Source organism: Nitrospina gracilis 3/211 (assembly GCF_000341545.2).
Lineage (GTDB): Bacteria > Nitrospinota > Nitrospinia > Nitrospinales > Nitrospinaceae > Nitrospina > Nitrospina gracilis.
Genome location: NZ_HG422173.1, coordinates 358356 through 383592 on the forward strand (window position 1 = coordinate 358356; position 25237 = coordinate 383592).

26 protein-coding genes are annotated in these 25237 nt (G+C 56.2%); 21 read left to right on the plus strand and 5 right to left on the minus strand.

Going from position 1 to position 25237, the window contains the following annotated elements:
• Nucleotides 1-1284, minus strand: coding sequence for an aspartate kinase (locus tag TX82_RS01660; RefSeq protein ID WP_005006128.1), 1284 nt, complete (start codon nt 1282-1284; stop codon nt 1-3).
• Nucleotides 1281-2495 (minus strand): 2,3-bisphosphoglycerate-independent phosphoglycerate mutase, encoded by a 1215-nt coding sequence (gene apgM, locus TX82_RS01665; protein WP_005006129.1) that lies wholly within the window; start codon nt 2493-2495, stop codon nt 1281-1283. The genes TX82_RS01660 and apgM overlap by 4 nt, the downstream gene beginning before the upstream one ends.
• A 175-nt stretch (nt 2496-2670) precedes the next feature.
• On the opposite strand from apgM, the gene TX82_RS01670 reads away from it, so the two are divergent.
• From TX82_RS01670 to TX82_RS14910, 3 genes are all read left to right on the plus strand, one after another.
• Complete coding sequence (locus TX82_RS01670) at nt 2671-2952, plus strand: TMEM165/GDT1 family protein (protein WP_005006130.1); 282 nt, start codon at nt 2671-2673, stop codon at nt 2950-2952.
• A gap of 392 nt (nt 2953-3344) precedes the next feature.
• A complete protein-coding gene (locus tag TX82_RS01675) occupies nt 3345-4427 on the plus strand; it encodes a pentapeptide repeat-containing protein (RefSeq protein WP_005006132.1) in 1083 nt (360 codons plus the stop codon).
• Nucleotides 4428-4907: 480 nt separating this feature from the next.
• Complete coding sequence (locus TX82_RS14910) at nt 4908-5627, plus strand: pentapeptide repeat-containing protein (RefSeq protein ID WP_005006135.1); 720 nt, start codon at nt 4908-4910, stop codon at nt 5625-5627.
• A gap of 22 nt (nt 5628-5649) precedes the next feature.
• Here the strand turns inward: TX82_RS14910 and TX82_RS01690 are convergent, their stop codons facing one another.
• Both TX82_RS01690 and TX82_RS01695 read right to left on the minus strand, forming a co-directional pair.
• Nucleotides 5650-7230 (minus strand): glycoside hydrolase family 57 protein, encoded by a 1581-nt coding sequence (locus TX82_RS01690; RefSeq protein ID WP_005006137.1) that lies wholly within the window; start codon nt 7228-7230, stop codon nt 5650-5652.
• Between the two features lie 21 nt (nt 7231-7251).
• The gene (locus TX82_RS01695; protein ID WP_005006138.1) at nt 7252-7983 is read right to left on the minus strand and encodes a DUF4912 domain-containing protein; all 732 of its coding nucleotides are present in this window, start codon (nt 7981-7983) and stop codon (nt 7252-7254) included.
• Between the two features lie 788 nt (nt 7984-8771).
• Here TX82_RS01695 and TX82_RS01705 point away from each other — a divergent pair.
• From TX82_RS01705 to rfaE1, 16 genes are all read left to right on the plus strand, one after another.
• Nucleotides 8772-9656, plus strand: a complete 885-nt coding sequence (locus TX82_RS01705) for an MBL fold metallo-hydrolase (RefSeq protein ID WP_005006144.1) — start codon at nt 8772-8774, stop codon at nt 9654-9656.
• A gap of 79 nt (nt 9657-9735) precedes the next feature.
• Nucleotides 9736-10179, plus strand: coding sequence for a hypothetical protein (locus TX82_RS01710; RefSeq protein ID WP_042250301.1), 444 nt, complete (start codon nt 9736-9738; stop codon nt 10177-10179).
• Nucleotides 10180-10329: 150 nt separating this feature from the next.
• Nucleotides 10330-10815: a hypothetical protein gene (locus TX82_RS01715; RefSeq protein WP_005006149.1), complete on the plus strand. Its 486-nt coding sequence runs from the start codon at nt 10330-10332 to the stop codon at nt 10813-10815.
• 32 nt (nt 10816-10847) lie between these two features.
• Nucleotides 10848-12188 (plus strand): YjgN family protein, encoded by a 1341-nt coding sequence (locus TX82_RS01720; RefSeq protein ID WP_005006151.1) that lies wholly within the window; start codon nt 10848-10850, stop codon nt 12186-12188.
• A 30-nt stretch (nt 12189-12218) separates the two neighbouring features.
• Nucleotides 12219-13412, plus strand: coding sequence for a M48 family metallopeptidase (locus tag TX82_RS01725; protein WP_005006152.1), 1194 nt, complete (start codon nt 12219-12221; stop codon nt 13410-13412).
• On the plus strand, nt 13409-13543 hold the full coding sequence (locus TX82_RS16945; RefSeq protein ID WP_275450594.1) for an NAD-dependent epimerase/dehydratase family protein: 135 nt from the start codon (nt 13409-13411) through the stop codon (nt 13541-13543). The genes TX82_RS01725 and TX82_RS16945 overlap by 4 nt, the downstream gene beginning before the upstream one ends.
• Nucleotides 13540-14385, plus strand: coding sequence for an ADP-glyceromanno-heptose 6-epimerase (gene rfaD / locus TX82_RS01730; RefSeq protein WP_275450595.1), 846 nt, complete (start codon nt 13540-13542; stop codon nt 14383-14385). Before TX82_RS16945 ends, rfaD begins: the two co-directional genes overlap by 4 nt.
• Nucleotides 14386-14538: 153 nt before the next feature.
• Nucleotides 14539-15201, plus strand: coding sequence for a pentapeptide repeat-containing protein (locus TX82_RS14915; RefSeq protein ID WP_005006154.1), 663 nt, complete (start codon nt 14539-14541; stop codon nt 15199-15201).
• An 89-nt stretch (nt 15202-15290) separates the two neighbouring features.
• Nucleotides 15291-17042 carry an MASE1 domain-containing protein gene (locus tag TX82_RS01740; RefSeq protein ID WP_042250304.1) on the plus strand — a complete coding sequence of 584 codons (1752 nt, stop codon included), beginning with the start codon at nt 15291-15293 and terminating at the stop codon, nt 17040-17042.
• Between the two features lie 2 nt (nt 17043-17044).
• On the plus strand, nt 17045-17425 hold the full coding sequence (locus TX82_RS01745) for a sensor histidine kinase (protein WP_042250309.1): 381 nt from the start codon (nt 17045-17047) through the stop codon (nt 17423-17425).
• A 111-nt stretch (nt 17426-17536) separates the two neighbouring features.
• A complete protein-coding gene (def, locus tag TX82_RS01750) occupies nt 17537-18061 on the plus strand; it encodes a peptide deformylase (RefSeq protein WP_005006159.1) in 525 nt (174 codons plus the stop codon).
• Nucleotides 18058-19014: a methionyl-tRNA formyltransferase gene (fmt, locus tag TX82_RS01755; protein WP_005006166.1), complete on the plus strand. Its 957-nt coding sequence runs from the start codon at nt 18058-18060 to the stop codon at nt 19012-19014. Before def ends, fmt begins: the two co-directional genes overlap by 4 nt.
• A gap of 9 nt (nt 19015-19023) precedes the next feature.
• Nucleotides 19024-19968, plus strand: a complete 945-nt coding sequence (locus TX82_RS01760; protein WP_005006167.1) for a UDP-glucuronic acid decarboxylase family protein — start codon at nt 19024-19026, stop codon at nt 19966-19968.
• Between the two features lie 10 nt (nt 19969-19978).
• Complete coding sequence (gene radC / locus TX82_RS01765; protein WP_005006169.1) at nt 19979-20683, plus strand: RadC family protein; 705 nt, start codon at nt 19979-19981, stop codon at nt 20681-20683.
• A gap of 21 nt (nt 20684-20704) precedes the next feature.
• Complete coding sequence (locus TX82_RS01770) at nt 20705-21265, plus strand: D-sedoheptulose-7-phosphate isomerase (RefSeq protein WP_005006172.1); 561 nt, start codon at nt 20705-20707, stop codon at nt 21263-21265.
• 1 nt (nt 21266) lies between these two features.
• Nucleotides 21267-22733: a D-glycero-beta-D-manno-heptose-7-phosphate kinase gene (rfaE1, locus tag TX82_RS01775; protein WP_005006175.1), complete on the plus strand. Its 1467-nt coding sequence runs from the start codon at nt 21267-21269 to the stop codon at nt 22731-22733.
• Between the two features lie 83 nt (nt 22734-22816).
• Here rfaE1 and elbB read toward each other — a convergent pair whose 3' ends face one another.
• Complete coding sequence (elbB, locus tag TX82_RS01780) at nt 22817-23482, minus strand: isoprenoid biosynthesis glyoxalase ElbB (protein ID WP_005006179.1); 666 nt, start codon at nt 23480-23482, stop codon at nt 22817-22819.
• A gap of 283 nt (nt 23483-23765) precedes the next feature.
• Between elbB and TX82_RS01785 the strand changes: the two genes are divergently transcribed.
• On the plus strand, nt 23766-24296 hold the full coding sequence (locus TX82_RS01785) for a hypothetical protein (protein WP_005006182.1): 531 nt from the start codon (nt 23766-23768) through the stop codon (nt 24294-24296).
• Nucleotides 24297-24346: 50 nt separating this feature from the next.
• On the plus strand, nt 24347-25207 hold the full coding sequence (locus TX82_RS01790; RefSeq protein WP_005006183.1) for a hypothetical protein: 861 nt from the start codon (nt 24347-24349) through the stop codon (nt 25205-25207).
• Nucleotides 25208-25237: the final 30 nt, after the last annotated feature.

The following is a 25237-nucleotide window of genomic DNA, read 5'->3' on the forward strand; positions in this document are numbered from 1 at the left end:
TTATTCCGGTTCACCGGGTTCGACGGAGGAAGCAGGTTCCGGCTCGGTGACGCGTTCGGGTTCGTGTTCCAGATCAAAGGCGTCGTGCAGGGCACGCACCGCCAGTTCCGTGTATTTTCTTTCAATGACGCAGGAGACACGAATCTCCGACGTGCTGATCATGATGACGTTGATGCCCTCGTCGGACAATGCCTGGAAGATGCGTGCCGCCACGCCGAAATGGCTGCGCATGCCCGCACCGACGACGGAGATTTTCGAAATAAGCGAATCCGATTCCACACTTTTGGCGTGAATGGCGTCGGCCACCTGCTGGACAATGGGCTCGGCTTCCTTGAGATGCGCGGTGGGCAGGGTGAACGAAATGTCCGTGTGCCCTTCGGCGCTGACGTTCTGGATGATCATGTCCACGGAAAGCGACTCCGCCGCCAGCGCGCTGAACAGTTTCGCCGCGACGCCCGGCTGGTCCGGAACCCCTTTCACCGTGATCTTCGATTGATCCTTGTCATACATGACACCCGAGACGACGGGATCTTCCATATCCGGACTCTCCTTGCAGATATACGTGCCTTCATCCTCCTCGTCGAAGGTGGACCTCACGACCAGGGGAATGTTGAAATTCTTGGCGAACTCGACACAGCGCAGTTGCAGGACCTTCGCGCCGAGGCTGGCCATCTCCAGCATTTCATCAAAGGATACCACATGCAGTTTGCGCGCGTTGGGCACGACCCGCGGGTCGGCCGTATAAACGCCTTTGACGTCGGTATAAATCTCGCACCGGTCGGCCTTCACCGCCACCGCCAGCGCCACCGCCGAGGTATCCGATCCGCCCCTTCCGAGGGTGGTGACGTCGCCCAGTTCGTTGATGCCCTGGAACCCGGCGCACACCACCACGTGATTGCGCGCCAGCACCTCCTGCGCGCGGTCCGCCGAAATCTGCTTGATCCGCGCCCGGGTGTGCGAGTTGTCGGTGAGCAGGCCCATCTGCCGGCCCGTGAGCGCCACCGCCGGGCAACCGATGTTGTGGAGCGCGATCGAAAGCAATGCGCTCGACACCCGCTCGCCGGACGACAGCAGGAGATCGATCTCCCGCCTCTCCGGGCGTTCCGATAATTCATGCGCCATGCCGAGCAGCTTGTCGGTCTCCCCGGCCATGGCCGAAACCACGACGAGGATGTTCTGCCCCGCTTCCCATGCGGCTTTCACCCGGCGCGCCACACCGCGTATCCGGTCCAGCGACCCCACCGAGGTGCCGCCGTATTTCTGTACGATCAATGGACGGCTCACAGGGCTCCTTTCAACAGGGCCTCGATCAACGCCGGGCCATCTTTGAAATGCTCGGAGCCGTTCTGCACGAGGTCTTCGTCAAACCGTTGAATGGAATCCCCGCCCTTGCCGGAGGAATACACGGCAAAGGGAACCGGCGCTTCGTCGTAACGCATGCGGTCCACACTGCTCATGTGGTTTTCCGTGACCAGCAGGGTGACGTCCTTGTGCGTCTCCAGGTAATCGAGGACCGGTCCCAGCACCTGCTGATCCATGTCCTCCATGGCGGCGATCTTGTCGTCGATGTTGCCCTGCAGGGACACGATCTCCGCCCCGGTCATGTGAAGGTACACCACATCGTGCGATTCAAGCGCAGTGATGGCCGCTTCGACTTTTCCTTTATAGTTGGTATCGGCGAAACCCGTTGCGCCCTCAACCTCGACCACCGTCATTCCCACCTGCCGCGCCACACCCTGCAGAAGGAGAGAGGCGGTGATCACCGCCCCCTTCTTTTCAAACCGGCTGAAAAACGCAGGCATGGTTTCTTTGCCGCGGCCGTTGGTATTGCCCCAAAACCACACACTGTTGACAGCATCCGTGCCATCCGCCATGCGCTTTCTGTTGAACGGATGGTTGTGCAGGATGATCTGCGCCTGGTTCATGATGTTAACCAGATCGCGGTAAGGCGCGTCCTGCGGGATATGCTGGCGGATGCCCTCGCCGATCAACCCGTTCGGCGGCATGAGCCGGTTCGGCAACGGATCGCTCTCCATCACCATCAGGTTGTGGTACCCGCGCCCGGCATGGAACGTCACTGCTGTGTCCGCCATCACCTGCTGCTGCAACGCCTCGATCAACGTGCGCGCGTCGGCATCGGCCAGTTGCCCGGCGGTGAAATCCTTCACGATCATGTCGTTGTGGCTGGTCTGCAGGATGATGAAGTCACAGCACAACGGCACCTCGTTGGCCTTCACCTCCACGCCCAAAGCCTGCGCCACGTAATGGCCCGCCCCGGCGCCGTGTTTCTGCGGATCGTAACCGAGGAGCGACAGTGCCGTCACCTCGCCACCGGCAGGCAGGCCCTCCGGCACCGTGCGCACGGAGCCCGTGCGGCCTTCGGCGGCGATGCGGTCGAGATTCGGCATGTCCGCCAGGGTCAGCGGCGTTTTATTGTCACGTTCGGCAATGGGGTGATCGCTCAGCCCATTGGCGAGAACTATTAAATATTTCATTAACTTACGCGTTATTCGGGGTTTTCGATAGAAAATTATAGCTTGGAATTAGGATGAAATCCACGCCCAAAGGCTTTGAAATCATACAATTCTACAGGATTTTTCCGGATAATGCCCGAGACGCCGCAGGGGACCCCATTGCCATCACATCATCGAGAGAGGAGAGGGTACGCGCATGAAAGGATTATGGATCGTGTTCACCACTGTTTTTTTGGCCGAATTGGGCGACAAGACCCAGCTGGCGACGCTGCTGTTCGCCACCGACGACAAGCTGGACCGCGTCGGCGTGTTCCTCACCGCGTCGCTGGCGCTGGTGCTGGCGTGCCTGATCGGCGTCATCGTCGGCTCGCAACTGCCGAAACTAATCCACCCGGCCACGCTGAAAGTCGTCGCCGGCATCGGCTTCATCCTCGTCGGCGCCTGGACCATTTATGATGGCGGGTTCAATGGAAATTAACCGGACTGCACCCGGCGGCAGATGGGTAGTGCATGGAGGGCGAACGATGGCCGGTGGGGCCGGGTGACACTTGGTGGTAGATGGGACCACAAATCGCTTCCTCCTCTTTTCAAGAGGCACCCACAGGGTGACGGATTGAGGAGGGGTTACCAATGCCCCTACTTTCTTCCTCTGCTTTACTATGAGAGGGAAAAAGGAAGAGCCATGAATCCCCCTCATCCTGACCTTCTCCCACCAAGGGGAGAAGGAACCTTTAATACCCCCTCTCCCTGGATGGGAGAGGGCTAGGGTGAGGGTGCTCCAATAACCTTACCGCCTTTCACCTACGAATGTGCCATTCAGGCCAAATTTCGATATAATCCCTCTATCGGCATACCTGAGGATGGTTTTTTATGAACGATGAAACTCCAGAAGATCAAACCACCGATTTTGCTCAATCAGAGCAAGAATACAAGAGCATCACACAGGAAGAGTTTGATCGCCTGTATGAAAAACACCATAACTGGCTTGAAGCGAGTAAGCAAATTAAAGACACACAACTTGAAAGTGCAAATAATGTTTTAAAACCCGACTTTAGTTATCATGATTTAAGGGATATCGACCTCAAAGATAAAAATCTCCAAAAAGCCAACCTGAAAAATTGCAATTTCGAAGGCTCAACTTTAAAGGAAACAAACTTAAGCGAGGCTCTCCTTCATAATTCCAATTTCACTAACACTAAGTTCCAAAACACAGATTTATTTCAAGCCCAATTTCATGATGCTATTTTAACCAACGCAGATTTTAGCGGGGAAACTATTCCAAACGCTCTTTTTTTTCGAGCAAACCTTAAACATTCTAACTTCACAAATTCTTATTTGGAAGATTGTCAATTTGATGATGCGGACTTAACTAATGCAGTATTAACCAATGCGATTCTCACAAGAACTATCGAGAATTTATCTTCCCCTGGCAAAGCAAAATTTGAAAATGCAAATTTTAAAAACTCAAACCTCAACAACGCCACCCTTTCCAGTTCCGACTTAACCAACGCAAACTTTCAAAACTCAACAATGGTTAGGGTAAAACTGGAAAATACAAACACCGCTGGCACTCACTTTGGTGGCGCTGATATTACCAACGCCCTCTTTCCAAGAGCTGATTATTTTGATGATCGGCTCAAAACACTGGAAGAGGCTTCAAAAAATGCTCGAACAATCTTCATTACACTTCTAACGGTGATCGCCTACTCCGGCTTGGCAGTTCTATCCACAAAAGATTTTGACCTATTAATCGAGTCTTCCAACTTTAAACTACCTCTTATTCCAAGCTCGATTTCCGTAGACTTATTTTACTTTTTGGCTCCCACATTAATTTTTGGTTTATTTTTTATTTGTTTATATACCTCCTGCATATTTTTCGCTTATCTTCGCAAGTACCAGCAATTTTTGAAGACGGCATGCCATTTGGAGAAAAGGTATACCCATGGATGCTAACCGTTTACCTTGAAACTTTTTTGAAAAACTAAAATCCAAGTATGATGAGAATCCTTTATTTTTTAAAATTCGCAATGGATTTTTAATACTAATTGGATGGTGCTTTGCTCCCCTCATCCTTCTCCTTTTTTGGGTCCGCTATTTAAGTAACCACGACCCATATCTCTCTGGTTACCATATCTTACTAATCTTGGTAGCTATTCTTGGCTCAAGGTACTTATATTTCTCAATGAAAAAGGTTATGTCCTTCGAGCCTCTACCAAGGTTTTTGCCTTTGAATTGGCTTTCAAATTTTAAATTTCTGATAGCATTCATACCTATTTTATTTTTTGTTGTTGTCTGCACTGGGCTGGCAATTTGGGGCAATGCAACGCATATTCCCGGGTATCGAAATTTTTTAACGCTAAATTTAAACAAACAAGAATCCCCAGAGAAACCAAGCAACTGGAATTCCTATAATAAAGAACAAAAATAAACTTTTTGAAGGACATAAAAGGGCTCGACCTAAAAGAAAGAAATTTACGATCAACATATGCATTTGAATCATATTTCCCAAATGGTGAATTCCACGAGGCAAACCTTCAATATGCGAACCTTTCTAATTCTGATTTTCAAGGAGCAGATTTCATTGAAACCGACCTTCGTGAGGCAAACTTTTCGAACACCAATCTAATGTGGGCAAATTTTTCTTCTGCAAATCTTTACAAGTCCGACTTTTCTCAAGCTAATTTAAAAGGCGCGGTTTTTTGGGGGGCTAATCTCAATGGAGCTATGTTTGGCTCAAAACCCTCCACCAATCAGAAACTTAACTTTCCATCCAGTCTAAAAAAGTCACCTGATATAAAAAAATTTCCAAATGGTTTTTATGAAGAAACACAAAAGTTTGGGATTGGGTGGACTAGTCTCAATAAAGCTACGTTACTATTGGCAGATTTTAGGAATGCAAAAGGGCTAAGTAAGGAACAAATTCAGCAGGGAATCGGTTGGGAAAATGCCCTCTACGATAATGCTTTTAGAAAACAATTAGGGATTTCAGACAACCATATTAAAAAGGTCATTTTAAATTTTGTAACTTTTCATTTCCTTGGCTCTCCAAAAGAAAAACAGCAAGAGGAGATCAATAGGTTGATGGACTATTACGGATTGAACAATCGAGAAAACCCCTCCCCAACCCTCTCCTTGAAAAGGGGAGGGGAATAGTTTCCCTCCCGGCGGGGCCGGGCTAGAGGTACGCGCGGTAGTCGACGAAGGGGAAGGCGTTGTCGCGGAGTTCCAGGTCCTCCAGCCATGCGGCGTCGATGTGGTGGCGGTTGATGTCTTCGTACAGCCTGTTGAAGCGCACGAGGTGATCCTTGGTGCGTTTCACCGCGTACTCGACCATCGTTCCGGCGAACATGATGAACGCCCAGTCGCTCGACTGCGCCAGCAGCAACTCCCGCGCCGCCTGGTTGAGCGCGCGCTCCATGGTGCCGTGGGCGTTCGGGTGTTTCTCCGCCAGTTCCACCATGCGCTCGGCGGCCTTGTGCAGGTGGCGGTAAATCCAGTCGTTCTCGCCGCTCATCCAGTGTTCGTGGTAGCCCTTGTAGCCCCAGCTCGACATGCACGGTTGCACCACCTGGTTTTTGGGAAACTGACCGAGGTGCCGGCCCGGCGTAGTGAGTTCGACAATCTCGCTGTCGTGAACGACCTTGCGGATGAGGTAGTTTAAAAAGTCCGGCCCTTCGAACCACCAGTGACCGAACAACTCCGCATCGTACGGCGCGACGACGATCGGCGGCTGGCCCATGAGTCCGTTCAGGTGCTCCACCTGCCGCTCGCGGTTGAACATGAAGTTGCCCGCGTGCTCCGCCGCCTTGTCCATGGCGCGGAACGGATGGTACGGCTCTTTGTGGTCGGTCTTGCCGGTGATGCGGTAATACTTGATGCCCGTCATTTTGCGGTCGCCGGTGGAGGCGATGTACGGCTTGATGTAGTCGTAGTCGAGATCGAACCCCACGTCGCGGTAGAAGTCGCGGTAATCAAAATCGCCGGGGTACCCCTCCTTCGAACTCCACACCTGTTTCGACGATTCCACATCGCGGGCGAAGGCGGCGACGCCGTTGGGGCAGAACACCGGCGCATAGACGCCGTACTTCGGTTTCGGGTCGGCGTACAGGATGCCGTGCGTGTCCACGAAGAAATAGCCGATGCCCTCGGACTTCAGAATCTCTTCGACCCCCGGCGTGTAGGCGCATTCCGGTAACCAGATGCCCGGCGGCTTGCGTCCGAGGTACACCTCGTGCGTGCGCACGGCGGTGCGGACCTGCGCCCGGATGGCGTTCATGTTGCCGTTCATGAGCGGAAAATAACCGTGGGTCGCGCCGCAGGTGATGAGTTCCAGGTGGCCCCGGTCCTGGAATTCGACGAACGCGTTGACCAGGTTTTCCAGGTACTGGTCGCAGAACAGGTCGCGCGTCTCCTCCAGCCGTTCCTTGTACATGAGGGCAACGGTGTAGAAATCCGGTTCGTGGCGCGTGCGGTCCAATTCTTTATTCGCCAACTCCAGCGTGCGGTCGAGGTAGCGTACGTAACGGGTTTGCAGGAGCGGATCGCTCAGCATGGAGATCAACGTCGGCGTGAGCGACATGGTGAGGTGGAACGGCACCTTGTCGTGCACCAGCCCGCGGAACATGCGGATGAGCGGAATGTAGGTTTCCGTGATGGCCTGGTACAGCCAGTCTTCTTCCAGAAACTCGTCGTATTCCGGGTGACGGACGAACGGCAGGTGGGCGTGCAAAACAAGCGCGAGGTATCCTTTGGCCATGGGCGGTCCTTTGGCGAAAAATTATTTGTTGGAAGAAGACGGCGGCCGGTACTCGCTGGCTCCCCCCGGCTGAACGGGTCGGCCGGACTGCCCCTCATCAAACACGGAACCTTTGCCCGTGGGCTTCATGCCTTCGGCGTGAGGGAAATCCATGCCCGCGTAGTGATGGTGCAGTTCCTCGTCGCTCAACATCCACTGTTCGTCCATGTTGCTCGACGGACGGTCCATGGGCAGGGTCACGCTGTTGGACCGCGCCACGGCGGCGTAACGTCCGTCGCTGTCACGGATCCCGATCTCGGCGGTGAACGTCGCGCCCGGCGGAGCGAGGTGGATGTACCAGCTGCGCGCGCGGGTGTCGATTTCCGTATCGAAATGATCGGTCCCGGCCTGCCCGCCCTGCGAGTGGATGCGGATGACCCAGCGCACCTCGTGCGCCTGGCGGCCCAGCCGCGAAAGCGCCTCTTCGATGTATTGCGGTTGCAGCTCCCAGTAACAGTAAACCCAGTAGGGGTCGCGCACCATCATCACCAGCCGGTGATCGCCGTATCCCGCGGGGAGGTCCATGCGCGCTTCCTGCCCGGACTCGTCCTGCATGGTGGCGGAACCGAGAACGAATTTCGCCGTCAACTCCTCGTCCACCTCGCGCGGCGGCCGAATACGTACGGAAGAAGCCGGTCGCTTTTTGGCCTTACCGGGGGTCGGTGTTCTGCGTGCCGGGGTTTTGACCGCGGGCTTTTTGGCTTTTGCTTTCACCCCTTTGGCGGTCGGCTTCGTTTGGACTTTGGCCCGCGCCTTGGCCTTACTGGTTGTTGTCGCGGTTTTTTCTTATTGACGGTAGGTTTGGCAGCGGTTTGCTTTTTGGCTTTGACCTTCGTGCCGGCTTTGGGCTTCCCCGTTGCGGCCTTCTTCGCGGTGGCCCGAGCCCCGGACGACTTGGAGCTTGCCGCCTTCTTTTTAGCTTTTGTGGCGCCGGGATAACGCGAGCCACCTGCTTTTTTCGCAGCCGGTTTTACGGCGGCCGCCTTTTTGGTGGCGGTTTTTTGGTGGCGGTTTTTCTGGAACCGGTCTTCTTTTTGCTGAGGTTTTTCCGGCCGGTCCCTTTCCTCCTGCAGCCTTCTGTTTTTCCTGCTTGCGCAGTTCGCGCCCGATCTTAGACACCATCTCATTTTTCAACAGGTTGGAGGAGACGGATATCTTTTTTCGACGGGCCAGGTTCTGCAGTTGCTGACGGGTCATTTTAGACAGGTCGGATGGCTTCATGGCCTCTCAATGCCTCCCCAATAGAACCAAAATATATAGCAGATCCTAAATCTGGAATAAGATTTGCATATTAATCGACAAGATGAAGGCGCCGCCCCGGTTGTAAGCTAACGAAACCTTGACGGAACCTTTTGATTTTTATTGATTTTGGCCTGATTGCAATATCCGAAAAGCGTCAAGAAATTGATTTAAATTTTCTCTGTATAATATTACAATAAACGGGATCTTGTCAGAATAATCACGGATTCCATACAGATTATCTAAAAACCGGACCTTCTGCCATGTATAAATTAACCGATACTTTTGACCAGAAAAACCCATTGCCTCTGACCACAGACGGTGAACTGCGCATTGTTTTCGTGGGAGTGGGTTCGGCATTCGCAAAAAGAAATCGACAATCCAATATTCTGATTATTCAGGGCGATCATCATTTGCTGATGGACTGCGGCACCCAGGGTCCGCTGGCGCTCAATGACGTGGGGCTGGACGTGAAAAAGGTACGCACCTACCTGCCCACCCACAGTCACGCCGACCACATCGGCGGCTTCGAAGAGATCATGCTGACCAACCGCTACTTCGGCAAACCCACCCCGCCCGAACTGATCATCCTGCGGGATTACCAGGAAATTCTATGGACCAAAAGCCTCTCCGGCGGCGCGGAGTACTGCGAGGCCAACCAGGGGCGCCCCCTGCAACTGAACGACTTTTTCGAAATTCTACGCCCCAAGGCGACGCAGGTCCTCGGCCGCAAATGCTGGGTGTACCAGCATGGTCCCATCGAAGTGGTGCTGGTGCGCACGCGGCACTTTCCGGACTCGGCCGACAGCGTGGACGAATCGCAGTGGTGTTGCGGCCTCTACATCAACCGCCGCGTCTGGATTTCCGGCGACACCATGTTCGATCGGGAGTACCCGGAGCGATTCGCGCAGGAAGCGGAATTGATGTTCCACGACTGCCAGTTGTTCACCGGGGGCGTGCACGCCTCTTATGAAGAACTGATGACCCTGAGCCCGGAAATCCGCGCCAAATGCTATCTCTACCACTTCGGCGACAACTGGGATCAGCCGGAGACCTGGGTGCGGGAATCGGACAAGTTCACCGGGGTACCGGAGGAAGACGGCTTTCTCGGCTGGGCCGAACCCCGGGTCGCTTATGATTTCTTATAACCTTCCCGAACGGGTTTTCATATCTTCAAGGCATCCATTTCCCTTGTGGCAAAGGGGGGCTGGTTTTCTGCTGACCTGCTTGCTGGCCCTCACCAGCACGTCCTGCGGCAAGGACGAAAAACAGGTTGCGCTCGATGACCTGAAAGCCGGCATGGCCGTCGTCGAGTACCTGACCCGCCACGACATCCTGATGATCTCCAATTTCCCCCACCGGTACCCGCGCCAGCGCGCAAAAGATTTTGTAAAATGGGTGTTTTCGCCGAGAGCACAACGGGTCTGGCCCGTCACCGAGGCCATGATTGAAGCCAATCCCGATCTCGAAGGCTGGCGGAACCTGCCCGGCCATCCCCTGCTTCCCAAAACCGTTCAACTGGTGCCCAACGAACCCGATCCGCAGTATGAACGGCAGGTGGTGGTGAAAGCCGGGGAGGGGCCGGACAGCATCATCGCCGAAGCCTATTTGAGTCCCGACACCCCGCCCGTGTTCCAGAGGGAATTTTCCCTGCCCGAACTGCAGATCTGATCCCCTCCCCCCGGGTCCGCGATGCACGCAATACCAGTCTCCCGTCTCTTTTTGTTTATTTTTACTTTGCTTTTCCCGGCGAATCGTTGATACTAGTAAGATCAAACATTCCAACCATTTAACAAATAAAACCAACCCGTGAGGAAACCCATGAGCCATTACATTTTATTGAACGGTTGGATGGGCGCCGACCAGGATGAAGCCACCGATAAAATGGCCCGCGTATTTCGCCTGAGCAACGAAGAGGCCGGTCCCATTGTGGATCTTTTGGCAAACGGCAACCCGTGGCAGTTCGAATATCAGGTATCCGATCAACAAACGGAAGTCGCAAAGAATTTTCTGACCGATCTGGGATTTGAAGTCGAAACCATTCCCGCCATCGTCAAGGGAGGGGCTCCGGAACCCATGCCGCAGGAAATGGCGGCTCCGGCCAAAAAGGCCAAAGGCGGAATGCTGGGTGGACTCATGGCAAAACTTTCAGGCCTGTTCTCGCGCAAAAAGAAAAAAGCCGAACCGGAAATGGAAGCCGCGGCCATGGATCATTCCATGGATATGGATGCTGAAATGAATCAGGACATGGAAGCCGGCATGGATGAGGATTTCGGTTTCGAAGAACAACCCAAACGGGACGACTGAGCTGCATTCTTCTTAAAAGGGTGAGGGGAACCATGAATCATTACATCAGCCTCAATGCCTGGAGTGGAACCGACGTCAACCAGGCCGCCTTTCGTCTGGCCACGATGTTTGCCCTGACGCAGAAAGAAGCGGGACAGGTTGTCAAGCAGGTCAAAAAAGGCATTCCGTGGAGGTTTGCCAATCCGCTCGACAACAAGAACGCCCAGAACGTGAACCACTATCTGTCCAACCAGGGTTTTTCCGTGGAATTGATCCCGATCGACGGTCAGGAATCGAATTCCATGGTCGAAACGGCAAACTCCGTTTATGGTGACGACCATCCGGCGGACGACACCGGCATGGGTGCGACCGGCTCCGGCAACGACCTCGACGATGAGTTCGACGGTGTGCCTCCCACCGACACCGCGGTGGACCAGGCCATGGTGGCGGAAGGTCCGCACAAAACGTACAAAGTCGAATTCCACGGCGTCGGCGGAGAGTTGTTCCGCATCATGTTCGTCAACAGCATCCTCACCATCCTCACACTCGGCATATATTCCTTCTGGGCCAAAACCAAAGTCCGCAAGTACACGCTGGACCACACTTCCTTCAATAAAGACTATTTTACCTATCACGGCACCGGGGCGGAACTGTTCCGCGGGGCTGCATTTTTTTCCCTCATCCTGATTCTTGTCGGTGTCGGGAGTGCGGGTTTGCAGATGTACCTCGGCCCCGGTTCGAGGGAAATCGTCGAACCTGTCGTGGGTCTGGTGGTCCTGCTGTTGATTCCGGCGCTCATGGTCGGGGCGTACCGTTACCGCCTGACCCGCACCTCACTCCGAAACATCCGTTTCTCGTTTCGCGGCAAACGCGGACAGGCCATGCTGAACTACTTTGTCGGCTACCTTCTGACCCTGTTCACCGTCGGGCTGTATTACCCGTTTTTCCTCGCCAAGATCAAAAAGTTCTGGGTTGAAAATTCCAACTTCGGCAACCAGGCGTTTCATTACACCGGGCAGGGCAAGGACCTCTTCGGCAAATTCCTGTTGTTTGTCCTGTTGTTTCCGCTGACAGCGGGACTCAACATTCCATGGTGGCAGGCGTATCTGTCCCGTTACAACTGGAGCCACACGCACTTCGGGAGCGGTTCGTTCAAATTCACCGCAAGCGGCTGGGAGATGTTCAAGCTTCAGTTCGGCAACCTGTTGATCCTGATCTTCACACTGGGCATCGGCTTTGCCTGGGTGGTCTGCCGACGCCAGCAGTTCCTGGCCAAACACCTCTCCTTCGAAGGAGCCATCGACATGAACCGGGTGATTCAGGACATGCAGAAAAGCGGCGCGTTCAGCGAAGGCGGTCTCGACGCACTGGACATTCCGCTCGATTTCGGTTGATTCCCGCACCTCGATAAACAGGAGCGCAGCATGGCGGCCAACCTGGGGGTTTTCCGCGCCTGGTACTTTGACGGCCGGACGGCCAACAAACACCCCGTGCTCATCTGCGCCACCGCACAGTCGCTGACTCTGCGGTTAAAAAGCGGCGAGGCAATCGAGTGGCCCTACCCGCAGATCCGCCTTTCTCCTTCCGGCAAGGGCAAAAGTGGCGTCCACCTGGAACGCACCACCGGAGACCCGGTCCAATCGGTCACCGAACAATTGCTGGTGGAAGACCCCACCTTCCTCGATCGGGTGGAAGCCATCGCTCCGGACGCGCTGGGCAGTTTCTGGTCGCGGCCCAAACACGCCTCCAGCCGCCGCATCCTGTTGTGGCTGGCGGTGGTGGCCATCCCCTTTTTGCTATATGGCGTGTGGACGCTGTTCATTCCCGCCATGGCGGACCGGGTGGCCGAGAACGTGCCGGTGGAATGGGAGGTGAAGCTGGGCGACACGGTCCACGAGTCCCTTTTCCGTGGATCCCCGCCGACCGCCGTGGGCGTACAGAAAAAGATGCTGGACGCCATCACCCAGCGTTTGCTGGCCACGGTTCCGGACCAGCCTTACGATTTCCGCGTATCGATCCATCCCTCCAACCAGATCAACGCGCTGGCCCTGCCCGGCGGCATCGTGGTCGTGTTCCAGGGACTGGTCAACCAGACGGAATCGCCGGAAGAACTGGCCGGCGTTCTGGCGCACGAGTTCCAACACGTGTTGCGCCGCCACTCGACACGCGGTATCATCCGCCAACTGGCTTCCGGCATGTTTCTTTCCATGATGGTGGGCGACGCCAACGGCGTCATGAGCGGCGTCCTGCAGACGGCGGGCGAGCTCGACAGCCTGCGCTTCAGCCGCAGCATGGAAACGGAAGCGGACCGTGAAGGAATGAAAATGATGGTCGCCGCGCGCATCGACCCCCAGGGCATGGTGCGCGTGTTCGAGAAACTGGAAAAGGAAGAAAAGAAACTGCTTGCCGTGGTTCAGAGCGAGGAAGGTGAGGTTCCCGAGTGGATGCAGTACCTCTCCACCCATCCCGCCGCGGGCAACCGGGTGAAGATGCTGGAAAAAATGTCCGGCAACGCCGACGTCTCTCCGGAACCGATCCGGCTTGAGGCGGACTGGAACACCCTGCACAAAAAATCAACAACCACCCCTCAACGGGAAACCAGAAACTCAAAACCATGATCATAGTCACAGGAGGAGCGGGATTCATCGGCAGTGCGATCGTGCACAGCCTCAACCAGCGCGGGCACGACGACATCTGGATTGTCGATGTGGACGATCATCAGGAAAAAAGAAAAATCTGGAAGGCCTGACCCACACCCGCTTTCTCGACCGCGACGAATTCATCAATGCGGTGCGCGGGGGAGACGTGCCGAAGGTGGAGGCCATCTTCCACATGGGTGCGTGTTCCTCCACCACGGAAACCGACGAAGACTTCCTGCGCATCAACAACCTCGAATACACGCAGACCCTGGCGCGCTTCGCCCTCGACCGGGACGCGCGATACATCTATGCCTCCAGTGCGGCCTCCTACGGCAACGGGGAACAGGGTTACAGCGACGACGAAAGTCGGCTGGACGAACTGAAGCCGTTGAACCCGTACGGCCACAGCAAGCACCGCTTCGACTTGTGGGCGCGCGATGAAGGATTGCTGAAACACATCGTGGGATTGAAATACTTCAACGTGTTCGGTCCCAATGAATACCACAAAGAAGACATGAGGAGCATGGTGCTGAAAGGCCACGAACAGGTGCGCGACACGGGACGCATCCGCCTTTTCAAATCCTACCGCCCCGAATACGCCGACGGCGGACAGGAGCGAGACTTCGTCTACATTAAAGACGCCGTGGCCATGACGCTTTTTTTCTTCGATCACCCGGAGGTGAACGGCATCTTCAATATCGGCTCCGGGAGCGCGCGCAACTGGAACGATCTCGCACGCGCTATCTTCAACGCCATGGGTGAAAAGCCGTTTATCGAATACATCGAAATGCCCGCCTCCATCCGGGACCAGTACCAGTACCACACCTGCGCCGACATACGGAAAATCCGGGAGGCCGGGTTCAACAGGAGTTTGTCTTCATTGGAGGAAGGCGTTCGCGACTACATTTGCGAATACCTCATCCCCGGCAGGCGGCTCGGCAGCAACCCCTGAGACGCCGCAGGGACCCCTGCCTCGTTCGCTTTGGTTTTTCAATTCCCACCTCCTTTTGGGTTTTTTCCCAGACCATTTCGGTCTATGATTGGGTTTCAACACCCTAATTCAATCATTCATCAGTTCACCATATATAAAAGCAAAGGCAATTCAATGAGACATCTTTCAGAAGAAGAACTGCTCCAGTTGTGGGAGCAATACCGAGAAGGCAAGGACGCCTCCGAGGTCGAAAAGAAAGGTGAAATTCTGAATGCCCTGTGGAAAAACCGCCTGAGCATTCCCACCCTGGCCAACCTGCACATGCCCAAAGTGGACCTGTGCGGCATGGACCTCACCTATGCCGACCTGTGCGGAACCAATTTGCAGAACGCTGTTCTCATCGGTACCATTTTCGTTTCCGCGGACATGATTGGTGTGGATTGCCGGGAGGCCAACCTGGGGGGATCCAACTTTTTCGACGCTGAGATCAACGAGGGCAATTTCACCAAAGCCAACCTCGCGAAAGTGGATTTCACCGAGGCGCGCGCGGTCGGAGCGGTATTTGCCGGGGCGGACATGGGGCACGGCTCCATCCTCATGGATTCAGATCTTACCAAAGCCGATCTGACCGGCGCCAGCCTGCAGGGAGCCAAGTTTCGCGGCACCAACCTGTCCGGCGCCATCCTCAAAGGAGCGGACCTGCGCGGCGCGGAGGAGTTGACCGCGGAACAGCTGCATTCGGCCATCATCGACCGCGAAACCAAACTCCCCATGTACATGAAGGTCAACTGGATCTCCGACAGCGAATACGAATGCCGCGTAGAATACATGGAGTGACCCCTCCTGCCCCGGCTTCCAGAAAACGGTGGTGCCCCCGCCCGGGTCACCCTATAATTTAGGGGATTTCACCATTCAGGGGCAACGGGATGAAGGCCTTCCGCAGTAACCGGATTCAGCACAGCCTGGGGCTCAACCTGCTGACCGCGCTGTTATATTTTCTTTGCGGGTTCGGCATGGTGCACCTGGCCAATGTGTACGGCTATTCCATTCCCCTGTTCGCTCCCGCCGGATTTGCACTGGGAGCCTACCTGCGCTGGGGAGCGCGGATCCTGCCCGGGATCTGGCTCGGGTCCCTGACCTTCACCGTGTTCCTGTGGAGTTCCATGGCCTCGGTGCGGGAATTCACCCTCCTCGAGTTCTTTCCTGTCGCCACCTTCATCGCGCTGGGGGCCGTCATCCAGACCGCCACAGGGGCCCTTCTTCTCAAGTACGGCGTCGGTTCGATCAATCCCCTGACCCGCATCAGGGATGTCCTGATTTTCATCTTCGGCGTCGGCGCCCTGAACTCAACCATCCATTCCACTCTCGCTCAAACCAGCCTCCTGCTGGGTGGATTTCTGGAACGGGATCAATTCGCCTCGGCGTGGATCACCTGGTGGCTTGGCGACACAATGGGGGTGTTGACCGTGGCGCCGTTGTTCATGGTTTACCTTTCATCCGGTGCCTTGAGACTGAGGCGCAGTCAGGCTCTGGAGGCGACCGCGCTCGCCTTTTTCTTTTATTTCACGACGCAGATGGCGTTCGGCGACTGGCTGATCTACTGGCACTACCCGCTGGTGTATCTCCTGTTCCCGGTACTCGTGTGGTCGGCGTTCCGCTTCCGGCAGGCAGGCGCGGTGATCGCCATCCTGTTCGTTTCACTGGCAGCCATCTGGGGTACGGCGCAGGGGCGCGGTCCCATGGCACTCCAGACCATCGAAAGTTCGCTTCGCCTCCTTCAGTTTTACCTGCTGGTGCTCACCATCATGACCCTCATCCTCACCGCGGCCATCAGCGAAACCGAAGCGGCGGAACAGCGCACCTCCTCGCTCGGTCGAATCCTTGAAAATTCATCCAACGAAATTTTCGTGTTTGACGCGCAAAGCCTGAAGTTTCTCCAGGTGAACCTGGGCGCGCGGCAGAACCTGGGTTATTCCATGCGGGAACTTGAGGAATTGACGCCCCTCCACCTGAAACCGCATTTCACCCTGGAAAAGTTCACCAAAATGCTGGAACCCCTTCAGGGAGAACTGCAGCAGATCGTGTTCGAAACCAAACACCGCAGAAAAGACGGGTCGACCTACCCCGTCGAAATGCGTATCCAATATTCGGAGATGGCTCTGCGCCCGGTCTACTTTGCCATTGTGCAGGACATCACCGAAAAGAAAAAAGCGGAAGAAGAGTTATTCAAGTACCGGCATAAACTGGAGGAACTGGTGGAACAGCGCACCGCCGATCTGGAAAGTGCGCACCGCCAGTTGATGCACGCGGAAAAACTCTCGGCCACCGGCAAACTCGCCGCCTCCATGGCTCATGAGTTCAACAACCCCATTTTCGGCATTCGCAGTGTTCTGGAAAAGATATTCCGCCGTGGCAACCTCCAGGAAAAAGATCGTGATTTCGTCTCACTCGCCATCAAGGAATGCGACCGCATCTCCAACCTCATTAAAAAACTTCTCAATTTTCACAGCCCGTCGTCGGACAAAAAAGAAGTATTCAACTTTCATGAGGCGGTGGAGGACATGGTGCTTCTGACCAAAAAGAAACTGAAGGAAAAAACATCGACCTCATACGCAACTATTCACCTGAAGTCAAAAACATCGAGGCCGTACCCGACCAGATACGCCAGGTCATTTTGAATATGCTGCAAAACGCCGAAGAAGCCATCACGGAGCCGCAGGGCAATATCTCCATACGCACCGACCTCGAAAAGAACAACATCCATCTTGAAATCAGGGACACCGGGCAGGGCATTCCTCCGGATAGCATGAAAAATATCTTTGATCCTTTTTTCACCACCAAACCCTCGGTCAAGGGCACCGGGCTCGGACTTTCCGTAAGCTACGGAATCGTCAAGATGCACGGCGGCGACATCCGGGTAGAAAGCCAGTCGGGCGAAGGCACGCGGTTCACCATCATCCTTCCGGTCAAGGCCCGAAACCTCCATACCGACGTTTTGCAGGATCCGGCGCTTCAGTCATTCAATCAGAATCCGCCGGACTCCGACCCGCCGCACATCTGATTGCAGGAATTGGCCATTTGTGGAAACTGCTTTATAATGGGTTTTTTGTGTCTGCCGTGATGGAAATGCCGTTTGCGGGCAGCACGGACCCCCCAATTCACGAATTCGAAGATGTCCATTTTAAACATACGCAATTGTCTCGACCCGGTGCTTCGCAAAAAATGCGAGCCGGTGAAGAATATCGACGGAAACCTGGTGGCGCTTTCCAATGACATGATCGAAACCATGTTCGATTCGGTGGGCGTCGGCCTCGCCGCAAACCAGGTGGGCATTCCGCAACGCCTGATCGTGGTCGATTTCGGTTTCGATGCCGAAAAAAAGGAAGACCACAACCCCATCATCATCGTCAACCCGGTCATCACTGCCGCGGAAGAAGAGCAGGACGGACAGGAAGGCTGCCTCAGTATCCCGGAGATCGTCGCAGACGTGCCCCGCTTCAAGCGAGTCGAAGTGAAGGGAGTCGATCTCGATGGCAATGACGTGCGTTACGAAGTGGAAGATTATCTCGCCCGCGCGTTCCAGCACGAGCTCGATCACCTGGAAGGCAAGCTGTTCTGGGACATGCTGGGCCGCACCAAACGCGATATTCTGAAGCGGAAGTTCAAGAAACTGCTCAAAGAGCAAGGGGCAGAATGAACCTCGTCTTTCTCGGCACACCGGATTTCGCTGTTCCCACATTGAAGGCCCTGCACGCATCGCGCCACACCGTGCAGGCGGTGGTCACCCAGCCCGACCGGCCGAAAGGACGCGGACGTGCCGCCCAACCGCCGCCCGTGAAGGAATTCGCGCTGGCCCACGGACTCGATGTCCTGCAACCCACAAAAGCCAGCGCACCGGATTTCGTCGAACAGTTACGGCCGATGAAACCCGACCTCATCGTCGTCATCGCTTACGGCCAACTACTGAAACCCAATTTTCTGGAACTGCCGAAACACTTCTGCATGAACATCCACGCGTCCATTCTGCCGAAGTACCGCGGCGCCGCCCCCATCAACTGGGCCATCATCAACGGAGAAACGGAAACCGGGGTGACCACGATGAAAATCGACCCCGGGCTCGACAGCGGCGACATGCTGCTCATCCGCAAGGTGCCCATCGGGCCCGACGACACCGCACAGGACCTGCACGATGCGCTGGCCGACGCCGGCGCGAAGCTGGCTCTGGAGAGCATCGATCAACTCGAGGCGGGAACGCTTCCCATCGCACCGCAGGATCATGACGAAGCCACCTTCGCCCGCAAACTGAAAAAAGAAGACGGCTTCATTTGCTGGACTCAGTCCGCGCAACGCCTGCACGACCTGGTGCGCGGCCTCAACCCGTGGCCCGGTGCGTACACGTTCCTGAACGGCCACCGCCTCAAACTGTATAAAACGGAAACCGCACCGAGGCAGCAAAAAGACGAAGCGGGCAGGGTGATGCGCGTCACCAAGCACGGCATCGAAGTCGCCACCTCCGACGACCGGCTGATCCTCACCGAACTGCAACCCGAGGGCAAAAAGAAAATGAACGCGCAGGATTTCCTCGCCGGACATGACGTGCAGATCGGTGACCGGTTCGAATCCGCGCCGCAACCCATTCAATCCGACTAGAGGAATTCCATGCCAACCACCCTGGTGACCGGCGGCGCCGGATTTGTAGGATCGCACTTCTGCGACCTTCTTCTGGAAAAGGGACACGATGTGGTGTGCCTCGACAACTTCATCACCGGCTCGCGCGACAACATCGCGCACATCACCGGCTCCCGGTTCCGGTTCATCGAGCAGGACGTCACCGAACCGTTTTCGTACGACGGGCCGCTCGACTACGTGGCGCACATGGCATCGCCGGCCAGTCCGCCGGACTACTACGCGCACCCCATCGTGACGCTCAAATGCGGCTCCTACGGCACGCACCACACGCTGGAACTCGCGCGGGAGAAGAACGCCGTGTTCCTCACCACCTCCACGTCGGAGGTGTACGGCGATCCGCACGAACACCCGCAACCGGAAACCTACTGGGGCAACGTGAACCCCATCGGTCCGCGCAGTGTGTACGACGAAGCCAAGCGTTACGCCGAGGCGCTGATCACCGCTTACCACCGCACGCATGGCATGGAAGTGCGCATCGTGCGCATCTTCAACACCTACGGTCCCCGCATGCGATTGAATGACGGCCGCGCCATCCCCAATTTCATGCACCAGGCGCTGAACGGATTGGACCTCACCGTGTACGGGGACGGCACCCAGACGCGCAGTTTCTGTTTCGTGTCCGACCTGGTGGACGGCATTTACCGCCTGATGACCTCCAGCGTGAACGAGCCCGTCAACATCGGCAACCCCAAGGAAATGACGCTTTTGGAGATGGCCCAGAAAATTTTGCAAGTCACCGGGAGCCAGAGTAAAATCTTCCACAAACCATTACCGGAGGACGACCCCAAACTGCGGCGGCCCAACATCAACAAGGCCCGCCGGCTCCTGAACTGGGAACCCAGGGTCGATCTGGAAACGGGACTCCGGGCCACCCTGGATTATTTCAAGCAGCAGATGGAACCCCCGAAGTCATGATGGCGCTCCTATGGCAGACAACTCCACGTCCTCGTCCTCAATCAAGCATTGGCCCGAGGATGAACGTCCCCGCGAACGGCTTGTCCGTTACGGCGGTGACAAACTGTCCGATGCGCAACTTCTGGGCATCCTGATCGGGTCGGGAGACCATCGGTCGCAGAAAAACGCGGTGGACATCAGCCGCGACCTCCTGCACGAATTCGGGAATTTCCAAAGCATCGACCGCGCCTCGGTGAACGAATTGTGTTCCGTTCCGGGCATCGGTGTGGCCAAGGCGGCGCAGATCAAGGCCGCCCTGGAAATCGGCAAGCGCCTGGCCGCGCACAGCGTCGGCCAGCGGCAGAAGATGAATTCCTGCCAGTCGTTTGTGGACCTGTACGCACCCTTCCTGAAAAATCTCAGAAAGGAAATCGTCAAAGTCGTCCTGCTCAACCAGAAGCTGAACATCATCCGCGACCTCACCATCTCGGAGGGCAGCGTGGACGCCAGCATCGTCCACCCGCGGGAAGTGATGATCCCGGCAATCAAGGAATCCGCCGCGCGTATCGTGCTCATCCACAACCATCCCAGTGGCGACCCGACACCCAGCCAGGCCGACATCGAGATCACACATCGCATCTCGAAAGCGGGCGAGATCATCGGCATCCAGTTGATCGACCACATCATCATCGGCGACTCGGAGTATTACAGTTTTTCTGAAGAAGGTTTTTTGTAAGCGAGAACTCAAAGGGACCCCATGGACCGGATCAAGGAATTTTTAAACGAAAGCGCGGATCTGAAACGCGAAGTCGCCAACACACTGGCGCCGCAAATCCTGGACGCCATCAACCACGTCCGCACCAGTTTCGAGAACGGCGGCAAGCTGTTGCTCATGGGCAACGGCGGCAGTGCGGCGGACGCCCAGCATTTGGCGGCGGAATTCATCGGCCGCTACAAACGGGAACGCAGCCCCATCCCGGCCATCGCGCTCACCGTCGACTCGTCCATCCTCACCTGCGTCGGCAACGACTACAGTTTCGACGACGTGTTTGTGCGGCAGGTGAAAGGCCTCGCCCGCAAGGAAGACGCAGTGATCGCCATCAGCACCAGTGGAAACTCCGGCAACGTGATCAAGGCGGTGGAAGCGGCGAAACAAATCGGCGCGGTCACCATCGGGTTTCTCGGCAAGGGCGGCGGCAAACTGAAAGACATGGTGGACCTGCCCATCGTCGTGCCGTCCACCGACACCGCGCGCATCCAGGAAGTGCACATCACCATCGGTCACATCCTCTGCGAAATCCTCGACCAGGAGTTCTAGGATGAAAACCAAATTCCAGCATCTGTTTGACGAAAAGAAGCGGGTCAAGATCCTCGTGGTGGGCGACCTCATTCTGGATGAATACATCTGGGGCTCGGTCAGCCGCATCTCGCCGGAGGCGCCGGTGCCCATCCTGGAGAGCAAATCGGAAAACCTGGCGCTCGGCGGCGCGGCGAACGTGGCCAACAACCTCGTGGCGCTGGGTTGCGATGTGTACCTCGTCGGCGGCGTCGGCAAGGACGAAAAAGGCGACAAGCTGCTGGAGCTCATCGGCAACCGCAACATCCACACCGACGGCATCTTCCGTTTCGTGCACCGGCCGACGACTTCCAAAATCCGCGTCATCGCACACAACCAGCAGGTCCTGCGCATCGACAAGGAAGACAACCGTCCCATCCTGCCCGAGACGGAAAAGAAGATCATCAATTACATCAACGAAACCGTGCCGCAGATGGACGGCGTGATCTGCTCAGACTACAACAAGGGCATCCTCACCGAAAAGGTGACGCACACCATCATGCACCGCGCCAAGAATGTGAAGAAGCACGTGGTGGTCGATCCCAAGGGCACCGACTTCAGCAAATACAAGGGATGCACGGTGATCACGCCGAACCAACTGGAAGTGGAGCGCGTCGCGCCGATCAAGATCGCCACGCAGGAAGACCTCGACCGCGCCGCCGAATACCTGATCTCGCTGGCGAAGGCGGAATCGATCCTGGTCACGCGCGGCAAGGAGGGCATGATCCTTTACCGCAAGAAAAAGAAGCCGGTGGACATCCCCACCGTCGCGCGCGAGGTATTCGACGTCACCGGTGCGGGCGACACGGTGATCAGCGTGTTCGGCATGTCGCTGTTCAGCGGCTTCACGTTCGAGGAAGCGGCGCGTCTGTCCAACATGGCGGCGGGAATCGTCGTCGGCAAGATCGGCACCGCCGTCGTCACGTTGAACGAGCTCAACCAGTTCCTGCAGGAAGACATGCTGCGGACGTCGCCGACCATCCTCGAAGTCGAGGAGGCGAAGAAGATCGTCAGCCTTGCCAAGAACATCGGCAAGAAGGTGGTGTTCACCAACGGCTGTTACGACCTCATCCACGGCGGGCACATCGAGTTCCTTCAAAAATCCCGGCGCATGGGCGATATCCTCATACTTGGTCTCAACAGCGACGACTCCGTGCGCGCCATCAAGGGTCCCAACCGCCCCATCAAGAACCAGCAGGAACGCGCAAATATTCTCTCCGCCCTGCAGGACGTGGACTACATCGTCATCTTCAACGAACAGACGCCGGAGAACCTGATCCGCGAACTGCGTCCGGACATCCTTGTGAAAGGCGACGACTACAAGATCGACCAGGTGGTGGGGCGCGAGATCGTGGAAAGCTACGGCGGCAAGGTGGCGCTGGTGCCCATCGTCAAGGGCCTGTCCACCACCAACACCCTCGACCAAATCCTGCAACACCACAAAAGCTGACGCGCAATACGAGAGCACGAAAAAAGGGTCCGGCATTTCCGCCGGACCCTTTTTAATTTGTGCGCAGACGAAGCGGCGCGTCGTCAGATCATCTTGATCAATTCCTTCACCGTCTTTTCGATGCCTTCGGCCACCTCCGAAATGCTCTTGCCCAGCATGTATGCGGGACTGGTGACGATTTTTGCCGCCTGGTCGATGACGATGTCTTCCACCGCGCAGTCCTGGTGCTTGCTTCCCATCGCCACAATCTTGCCGCTCGTGCCCTTGTCGTTACCGATGGTGAGCGTCGGGTGCATGTCGGTGTCCTTGTAAATTCCTGCCATCACCGCCGGGGCGATGCACACCGCGCCCTGCGGTTTCTGCTTGTCCTTGAACTCGCGCACCAGCCGCTGGACTTCCGGGTGCACCTTGCAGTTCTCGCCGTTCACCGCGAAATCGCACAGGTTCTTGGCCGCGCCGAACCCGCCGGGAAAGATGATTGCGTCCAGGTCGTCCGCCTTCACCGTGGCGATGTCCTTGATCTCACCGCGGGCGATGCGCGCCGACTCCACCAGCACGTTGCGGCTCTCGCCCTTCGCCTCTTCGCCGGTGAGGTGGTTGATGACGTGCATCTGGTCCACGTTCGGAGCCATGCACACCGCTTCCGCTCCGTTGCGGTCGATAGCCAGCAGGGTGATGACGGCTTCGTGGATTTCCGATCCGTCGTAAACGCCGCACCCGGCCAGCACCACACCAATTCGCTTTTTCATGATGGACACCTCCCCCTGGAAACCCAGGTTGAATGATTGAAGATGGGTCGATGGTTCGTGTTCTGATTTTTGCGGAAATTCTAGCACAAATGACAAACCCCTTCCAAAATCCGTGTAAGCCCTTCCTCACCGCCAAAAACCCCGCCCTGCTGTAAAAAAACAGGACTTTTTGGTTTTATTTGGGTCTGGAAGCCGGATGTACTAGAATGAGTTCAAATTCTTAAATCAACACGGAACTTATAGGTTACAGAAACAGCGCGTCGGACCTCATGCATTGAATCGCATGCGGCGAACGCGGACCTTCTCGATTTTCATCAACGGATTCATGAAAGACACCCACACCGTAGAAACCAACATAAAGTATTCCATCGAAAAAAACGGGTACCCGGGTAAAACAGTGAAACTGCCGTTCAAACCGGTGTACCAGAGCTGCAAGGACCACGGCACCGCGCTGAAGACCGTTCTGGCCAATTTGCAGAACGAACAGATCACCGGACACATCGAAGGCGACTACATCGTGTTCCCCTCTCCCCATCGCAAAGAGGCGGTGCAAGACCCGGAGGTGGAGCCGGCCGAAAACGCGTACACCCCTCCGGGGGGCGGTGCGGAGTCGTGGCTCGACATGCTGAAACGCATGCCCGGACTCAACAACCTGTCCAACCTCGAAGGCGAAATGCAGAAGGCCATGTCCCAGCTCACGCCGGAACAACTGCGCGAGGTGCAGGAACGGGTGAAAAACATGACTCCGGAAGAAAAACAGGCCATCATGAAATCGCTGGGCGACCTGCTCAAACCCAAACCCGGGCCGCGCTGAAGCGTGTCCATTCCCCTTTTCCTACTAATGCCGAACCCAATCCTGCATCCATGCTGATCTTCGCCAAAGACATTTACGAAAGAAACCCGCGTGTTCAACGCGAGGCCGACAACCCGGAACTGGGAAAGTACATGGAATACCAGCGCCAGTTGTTTCCCTACACCATCGTGCGCGCCGGGCTGGACCTCGCATACAAGGAACTCGACGACATTTTGAACTACGTCGAAAACGATCACCAGAAACCCGAAGGCTCGCAACGCGACTCGTATCCCGCAGACGTGCCCGCGTGGTACCGCGACCGCTTTCCATGGTCGGCGTCGTTCTTGAGCATGGAGGACATGCACAGCCTGATGGTGACCTTGATCCAGTCTCTCGACTCCTTCCGCACCTTCGAGCGTGGCACGACGTACCAGTGGGTGATCCTGTACGACGCCACGCACAACATCGTGCGCGTGTACAACGACCTGTTGAAGACCAACCCCAACGGCGCGCGCGACATCCGCCTGAGCCGCGAGGTGGAGGTGGACTTCGACGACTTCATCAACACCTACTGGCCGCACCTCGAGTTCATGATCCTGTCGAAACCCGATTACCCACATAGACGGCTTATGGAACGCAACCACGAAATCGAGGAAGCGATCAAGGCGCAGCTGGCCGACGGCGCTTCGCCGTTGAAAGCGCTGGAGGACGCGGCCAGGCAGTTCTCTTTCGCGCCAGGCACCCTGCCCCTCCTGCGGCGCGATCCCGTCACGCCGGAGGTCGCTATTCTGGAAAACGTGCCGATCGAGTCCAATCCCTACAACCCGCTTCAGGAACCGACTCCCGCCGATGCTCCCATCCCCAACGTTCCGAAGGTGGAAGCGGAGTACGAACTCACTTTCCAAAGCCGTCCGCGCGTCACAACGGGATAACCTTCTCTCGCGGTCGGTTTGCTACGGCTG